This window comes from Archangium sp. (genome assembly GCF_036388035.1).
Taxonomy (GTDB): Bacteria; Myxococcota; Myxococcia; order Myxococcales; family Myxococcaceae; genus Archangium.
Genome location: NZ_DASVSO010000939.1, coordinates 1 through 7,389, shown reverse-complemented (window position 1 = coordinate 7,389; position 7,389 = coordinate 1). Strand labels below are relative to the sequence as shown.

The 7,389-nt window shown below is 72.0% G+C and carries 7 protein-coding genes; 5 read left to right on the top strand and 2 right to left on the bottom strand.

The annotated features are described in order from the left end of the window. The 5 genes from VF697_RS39075 to VF697_RS39055 all read left to right on the top strand — a co-directional run. Nucleotides 1–668, top strand: a 668-nt coding sequence (locus VF697_RS39075) for a permease (protein ID WP_331103208.1), incomplete at its 5' end; no start/stop codon positions are given. 256 nt (nucleotides 669–924) lie between these two features. After that, nucleotides 925–1,503 (top strand): hypothetical protein, encoded by a 579-nt coding sequence (locus VF697_RS39070; protein WP_331103206.1) that lies wholly within the window; start codon nucleotides 925–927, stop codon nucleotides 1,501–1,503. Nucleotides 1,504–1,584: 81 nt separating this feature from the next. Next, nucleotides 1,585–2,235: a hypothetical protein gene (locus tag VF697_RS39065; protein WP_331103204.1), complete on the top strand. Its 651-nt coding sequence runs from the start codon at nucleotides 1,585–1,587 to the stop codon at nucleotides 2,233–2,235. A gap of 135 nt (nucleotides 2,236–2,370) precedes the next feature. Next, nucleotides 2,371–3,108, top strand: coding sequence for a putative metal-binding motif-containing protein (locus tag VF697_RS39060; RefSeq protein WP_331103202.1), 738 nt, complete (start codon nucleotides 2,371–2,373; stop codon nucleotides 3,106–3,108). Nucleotides 3,109–3,201: 93 nt separating this feature from the next. Beyond that, the gene (locus tag VF697_RS39055) at nucleotides 3,202–4,155 is read left to right on the top strand and encodes an Ig-like domain-containing protein (protein WP_331103200.1); all 954 of its coding nucleotides are present in this window, start codon (nucleotides 3,202–3,204) and stop codon (nucleotides 4,153–4,155) included. Between the two features lie 12 nt (nucleotides 4,156–4,167). Here VF697_RS39055 and VF697_RS39050 read toward each other — a convergent pair whose 3' ends face one another. Together VF697_RS39050 and VF697_RS39045 are read right to left on the bottom strand one after the other, a co-directional pair. Then, nucleotides 4,168–5,010, bottom strand: a complete 843-nt coding sequence (locus VF697_RS39050) for a hypothetical protein (protein WP_331103199.1) — start codon at nucleotides 5,008–5,010, stop codon at nucleotides 4,168–4,170. Beyond that, nucleotides 5,007–7,389, bottom strand: a 2,383-nt coding sequence (locus tag VF697_RS39045; RefSeq protein ID WP_414641434.1) for a TonB family protein, incomplete at its 5' end; no start/stop codon positions are given. The genes VF697_RS39045 and VF697_RS39050, both read right to left, overlap by 4 nt.

Below are 7,389 nucleotides of genomic sequence, written 5' to 3'. Positions count from 1 at the left end.
CCTCGGGGGCCACGCCGCTGGTCGCTGTATTGCTGCACAAGGGGCTGTCGCCGGGCGCCGCGCTGGCCTTCCTCATCACCGGCCCGGCCACCAGCGTCACCACCTTCGCGGTGATGGCGAAGCTGCATGGGCGCAAGGTGACCCTGGCCTTCGGCGGGGTGGTGGCCCTCACCTCCATCATCCTGGGCCTCGCGCTCAACGCGCTGCTGCCGGCGCAGACGGGCCTCGCCCACCAGCCCCACGCCGAGCACGAGGGGCTGCTGGAGTGGGCCGGGCTGGTGGTGCTGGGCGCGCTCTTCCTCGCCTCGCTGCTGCGGCAGGGCCCGCGCGCCTTCCTCGCGCAGCTGCTGCCCGGCGCGGAGCATGGGGAGGGGGCGGTGGCCACCGGGGACAAGCTCTCGGAGCTGCACGTGCATGGGCCCGCGTGCGGCCACGACCACGGGCACGCCCACGCGCACCACGAGCACGGCCCCGGCTGCGACCACGCGCACTCGGGCTCGGGCGCCCGCACCTCGCTCGTCTTCCTTCCCCAGGCGCCCCCCCACGGCCCGGGCCGTGCCCATGAGGGGGGCGTCCGTGCTCCCGTCCTCCAGCTCTCGCGGTTGCACGTCCACGGCCCCGAGTGCCAGGACGGCGCGACCTGCTCCCTCCGGTCGCAGGCGAAGTAGGCGCACCCGGGCGACAAAGCGCGTCCCCTCGCCCCTCGAGGCCACACCCCGGCCTCCCCCCTCGACACCCTCCACGCACCGCCAGCGGGTCGGCCGACCTGGACTGAAAAGAGCATCCGCCCTGCAAATGCAACTTGATTGCTTTTGTTCCGAGATGGCAGATTGCTCCTGGATTCGACGACGAGCGGCAGCCCTGGCCGCAGGGCCCACCTGTCGTCCCTCCCAGCAGTCCCCTACCCCCAAGAGGAGTCCGACCATGAAGGACCTGTTCAAGAAGACCCTGCTCGCCTCTGGCGTGGCGCTGCTGCTCACCGGCTGCGGCGGCACCGTGGACGAGTCCCCCCAGACGTCGCTGGAGAGCCAGCAGTACGACCTGCTCGCGGCCTGCACGGACACCACGGAGCTGGCCGAGGCGGCCGAGCACTCCTGCGTCCACGGGGAGCTCGGTCCCTTCGAGAACGTGACGGCCAGCCCGCTGGGCACCGTGTCCTTCGTGGACGTGAGCGCCCCGCACCTCGCCTATGTCGTCACCCTCCCGGCCAGGACGTCCGGCCTCGGCTGGGGCGGCTCGGTGATGTTCACCCCGGAGGAGAGCGGCGAGTACGCCTTCCTGGTGTCCCGCAAGCGCGGCCTGCGCATCTTCAATGGCGACGTCGAGGTGACGCGCGAGTGCCGCTACAACGTCCCCGAGGAGGTCTGCACCAGCCTGCGCACCGCCATCCTCGCGGACCTCGAGGCGGGCGTGGACTACCGCCTCGAGTTCGAGGCCATCGCGGAGCGCAACTCCCAGTTCACCCTCGTCATCGAGGAGACGGGCCACGCGCACGCCGAGTAGCTCCGGCCCGTGCCGTCGCACCTGAACCAGGTCCGCGGGCCGCCCCGCCCGCGGGCCCTCCCGCCATTTCCCACCGCCCCCATGCGCCCCACCCTCCGCTTCCTCCTGCTGGCCACCGGTGCCGCCGCGCTCGCCTGCGGGCAGCCTCCCGAACCCGGGCCCGAGACTCCCGTCGAACAGCCGCGGCAACAGACAGACCCCTGCACGCCCCATGGCCACATCCACCGCGAGCCCACGGGGGACTGGTGCCACTGTGATCGCGGCTACCTCGCCCCCGAGCAGGGCCTGTCGTGCCAGCAGGACCCGAACTACGTGCCCCGCACGGGCTTCGACTTCGGCGACAACGGCCAACATGCGTGCTGGCACGTCACCCACGGTCCCTTCGGGACGGTGACCGCGTCCCTGGAGCGCCAGCCGCGCGTGGATGGCTTCCACACGTACTACACCGTGAGGCTGCGCCCCGAGGGCGGGCAGTACGTGGGCACCTTCAATTTCAAGGGCTTCGCCACCGGCGATTTCGTCGCCTACCTGAGCGACGCCCGTGTCCCCCTCTCGGTCCGGGAGGGAGAGCGCCTCATGGAGCCGCTCGCCACCGCTCCCATTCCCCCGGACGTCTGCACCGGCCTGGTGCACATGGTGGGCTACGAGCTCACCAACCAGGTCCAGTACACCTTCACCTTCGGCCCCACCCCGCTGCCCGAGCTGGGTCTCGTCATCGAGCACCTGGAATGACACCCGCGCGGCGTCAGGATGCTCATGAGACTATTGCAACTCAGTTGCGAATAGTTCATCACTGAGGGCACCGTGGAGCATGCGGAGCCCTCGTGGGACACCGCGTCGTTCCCGGCTCACCGAAAAGGACAAACCATGAAGATGACGATGCGGAACGTCTGCGGCGCGCTGCTCGGGCTGTCGCTGGTGGCCTGTGGCCCCGCCGTCGAGGGCGAGGAGAGCGTGCAGGAGCTGGAGCAGGAGCTGGAGGCTGGCTGTACGCAGCTCGGCTCCACCATCACCGGCCACGCCTGCACGCACGCGAACAACAGCGCGGATCTCGTCGCGGTGACGGCGACGAGCGGGCTCACCAGCAGCACGCCCGACATCAGCACCGCCCACAAGTTCTACTCCGTGACGCTGCCGGCTGGCGCCACCGGCACGGTGAAGTACAGGCCGTCCCTCGCGGGCTCGTGGGCCCTCTATCTGACGAAGAACATCACCGTCACGGTGAAGGACGCCTCGGGCAACACGGTGGCCTCCGCGCTCGGCCACGCGGTGTCCGCCACGGGCTGCTCGCTGGTGAAGGCCGTCGTGTTCGACCTCACCAGCACCACCACCGACTACCGGGTGGACCTGGGCAGCGCGACGGGGGACCAGGTGGCCATGGTGCTCGAGCGCCTCGAGGACAACCGTGTCCGCTACTACCAGGACGCGGACGGGGACGCCTGGGGCAACAGCTCCGTCTCCAAGTACACCGCGTGCGTGCCGCCCTCCGGCTACATCACCCAGCGGTTCGACTGCAACGACGCCAATGCCAGCATCCACCCGGGTGCCACCGAGACGCTCGGCAACAGCGTGGACGAGAACTGCAACGGCTCGCTGACCAACTAGCACCCACCACGCGCGCGGGCGCACGCCCGTGAGCAGGGGCGGCCTCTCTTTCGAGGTCGCCCCGTCGCCATTTTCCTCGAGGAACCCCGAACGATGCGCCTCCCTCCTGTCATTGCCCTGCTCGCCACCTGCACCCTGTCCTTGGCGGCCTGTGACTCCGCGCCTCCCTCGCCCCCTCCGCCCCCTCCGCCCGCCGGCACGGATGCCGGCACGGAGCCCGGTGACACCCAGGCCCCCCGCACGTCCGTCGCCAGCTCGCGGCCCGCGGAGGGCTCCCAGGGCCTGTACCCGGTGGAGCTGTACTATGACGGCACGGCGAGCCGCCCGGGCGTGTACCTGCGCAAGGCGCTCACCGTCACGTTCACCGGCCCCATGGAGCCCTCGCTCGCCCAGGTGACGCTGAGCAACCGGACCGACACGAGCATCGAGCCCCGCTCCCTCACGGGCCAGTGGTCCTCGGACCATCGCACGCTGACCGTCACCCTCCCCGCCCCAGAGGAGGGCGGCCCTCCCCTGGAGGCCTCGTCCACGTACGCGCTGGACCTCACCCGGCTGAAGGACGCGGCGGGCAACCCGCTCGATGGAGCCCCCGTGCTCGGCGACGGCAAGTTGGACTTCACCACCGGGGCGCGGGAGAGCCTGCTCGAGCACGCCTGCACCCATGCGCTCGTCAACACGGCGGAAGCGCTCAACGCCGCCCCCACGCCGTTCGCCTTCCCGCCCACGACGGACGAGGGCCACAAGCGCTACCGGCTGACGCTCCCAGGCGGCGAGGGCTCCTACCAGGGCTACTCGGAGTTCATCTCGGCACCGGACGCCGATGAGACCGTCACCCTCTTCCTCTCCCGAGAGGTTCCCCTGACCGTCCGCAACGATACCGAGGGCGTGGATGTCCCGGTGGAGCTGCTCGCCACGGAGCCGGCATGTGCCGGCATCACCCACCGGGCCCGCTTCGGCGCCACGGCGGGGGACATGATCTACCAGCTGCACTACGGGCCGACGGACCACGCGACGTTCGAGTTCATCCTCGAGCGGCAGACGAAGTAGGCGGAGGGCCCCTCACGGCCCGAGGCCCGGCTCCCAGGCGGCGGAGAACGCGGTGTGCCGCCGCACGTTGACGAGCAGCGCGCGGTGCACCTGGCTGTCCGGGGGCACCGCCACCGCCGCGCCGCTGGCCGGCACCTCCAGCCGCTCGAAGAGGGCGCCCTCGAACCAGCGGTGCGGCTGGAGCTCCACGACGAAGAGGCCGTCGTCGTCCAGCTCCACCTCGGTGGGGACGAACTCCACCCGCTGCAGCTCCACGAGCGGTGGGAAGTCCAGGGCCAGCCGGAAGGGCACCGTGCGCCCCTCGCGCGAGGCCGAGCCCTCCAGCAGCACCGAGTGCCCCTCGAGCGACGCCGCCTCCGCGCCCAGGGCCCGCGACGGCGGCTGGAGCAGCAGCGAGAAGGAGCGGGCCACCCCGGCGATTCCCGGCGAGCGGCCGAGCACCCGCGTCGCGCCGCCATCCGCCAGCAACTCAAACACCACCTCGCGATCCCACTCCCCCAGCACCCGCCCCCCGGAGAAGAAGGAGTCGTGCGCGTGCGCGGTGGGGGCGAGCACCTCGCCCATGCGGCGCCACCAGCGGCCCGTGGGGCTCGGCTGGAGGGGCGAGGGGTTCTCGAAGAGGTAGATGGGGCCGAGCACCATGCGCGCGGAAGAGAGCGTCACGCGCCAGCCTGTGTCGGTGGTGAACTGACCCGGCCGCGTCTCCCCCGGAGCGAGCGCGGTGCGCAGGCCCATGCGGAAGACGATGCCGCGGCCGCCGGTGCCGGACAGCTCGCAGGCGGCGCCACCGCCGAGCAGCGCGGCGCCGAGCAGCAGGGTGAAGGCACGGCGCGTGGTGCGCAGGGGGGGACTCATGGCAGCTCCTCGTCCTGGAGGTCCAGGTAGACGGTGAGGGTGCCCCGGAAGGTGCGCGGGGCGCCCGCGATGAAGTGGCGCGTGGCCAGCAGCGAGGCCGGCGCGTCCGGGCCGCGGAAGTTGGACACGTAGTTGAACTCCGCCTCGCGCCAGCGCGCGTCGAGCAGGTTCTCCACCGACAGGCCGAGCTCCATCCACTTCCACCGGGCGCGCGCCGCCACGTCGAAGAGGAAGATGGGCTCGCTGTAGCGATCGAGCGGCAGCGGCTTGGGCCCGATGGCGCTGTGCCCCAGGGCGAGGTTCCACCCCAGCGGGAGCCCGGCCAGAGTGACGTCGCCGCGCACGGAGGCATCCAACCGGCCGAGGAGCTGGGGGATGTAGGGCATGACGGAGCCCTCCCACACCTCATAAGGAGAGGCGTCGGACAGCGGCAGCGTGGCGCGGGCCCAGGCGACGCTGGCCTGCACGTCCAGCCGCTCGTGCGAGGTGAAGCGCGCGGTGGCGAAGGCCCCCAGCCGCTGCGAGGGGCCCACCGGCTGGTTGCGGCCAGCCGTCTCGTCGAAGACGAGGTCCTGCGAGACGCGGGTGGCGAAGAGGGCGCCCCGGGCCTCCAGCTCGTAGGCCCGCCCCTCCCCGCCGAGCCGCCAGCCCAGGCCCGTCTCCGCCGCCGTCACGCGGGCGTAGGGGGCGAGCTCCGCGTCGGACAGGGCCGCCGCGTCACTGGAGCGCGCGCCCAGGCCCGCGCTGGTGAGCCAGGTGAGCCGGGGGGAGAGCCGCACCTCGGCGCTGAGGCGGGGGCTGGCGAAGAAGCCGTAGGCCTCGACGGACTCCTCGGGGATGCGCTCGCCCTGCCGATCCGAGGCGGGCCGGTTCTGGTCCTCCACGCCGAAGAGGAAGGTGTCCAGCCGGAGGCCGCCCCGAAGGGTGAGCCAGGAGAGCGGGGCGAGCCGCAGGGCGGCGTAGGTGCCCAGGTGGGTGGTGCGCACCTGGTTGTCGAAGAGGGTGGCGTAGGGCGCGCCACCGTGGTCGCGCAGGCGGCGGGCCCGGGTGAGGACGTCATCGAAGCGGGCCACGTACCCCAGCTCCAGCGGCTGCGGCTGGCCCCACCAGGTGAGGCCCGGCGTGTAGCGCCCGCGCAGGCCCACGGTGGTGCCCCGGTAGTACTGCTCGGTGTTGTCGCCGCGTGGCTCCTCGCCCACGGGGGGCACGTCGTTGAGGAAGCCGGTGAAGTTGTCGCGGATGCGCATCTGCCGCACCACGACGAAGCCCTGCTGCACGAAGCGCCCGCCCCGGCGCAGCCGCGACTGCAGCTCGGCGGAGACGAGGTGCCGCTGTCCCGCCCCACCCTGGTTCGGGTCGTAGAGACAGAAGAACTGGGAGTCCGCGTCGGCGGCGCAGGGCATGCGGCCGTCCACCAGATCCGTCTCCCGGATGACGCCCGCCGAGGAGAAGCGTGCCGCGTAGCTGGCGCCGAAGAGGCGCAGCCGCGTCTCCTCGCCCACGCGGAACTCCACCTGGGCCATGGCGCCGGCGTTGGCGTAGGCGCGGTTGGGGCCGAAGCCATGCCCCTGGCGCAGCAGCAGGCCCACGAAGGTGGCTTCGCTCGACTCGGGCGGCCCCCACACCAGCGCCAGGCGGCGCGAGGCGAAGCTGCCATGGCTGGTGGACGCGGTGAGGCCGCGGCGCTTCAGGCCCAGCTGGTACTCCACCGTGCCCGCCACGCCGAAGTCCCCCTGGGCCGGGTCATAGGGCCCCTCGGTGATGCGCAGCGAGTCCACCAACTCCGGGATGATGAAGTAGGTGTCCGCGTAGCCATGGCCGTGGGCGTGCGACACCTCGTTGAGGGGGACACCGTTGAGGCGGAACTCCACGTCCTTGCCCTCGCCCGCGTCGAAGCCGCGGATGAAGATGGTGTCCGCGTGGCCCTCCCCCCCGTGGTTGGCGAGCATGACGCCCGGGGCGAGCAGCATCAGGTCCGATGCGGAGTTGCGAGGCACATCGGCGAGCTGCCCCACGGAAATCTGGAAGTCCCCCACGGCGGCGGGAGGAGGCGCATGCCCCTGGCCACGCACGGTGGTGGCGAACGACGGGGCCTCCTTCGTGGGAAGGGGACTGGGAGGAGGAGCGTCCTCGGTGGGCGCCGAGGCCACCGGCTCGGGAGCAACCGGCTCGGGAGGAACGAAGGTGACGGGCACATCGGCCTGAACCTCGAGCGGCACCTCGCCGCGCCGGGCCGGCTGGAAGCGCCAGCGGAGCGCCGCCGCCATGGCGGCCCGGTCCAACGGCACACCCGCCGACTCCCGCACCTCCACGCGAGACACCTCGCCCCCCGCGTCGATGGTGAGGCGCAGCAGCACCGTGACGGGTGCGCTCAAGGGA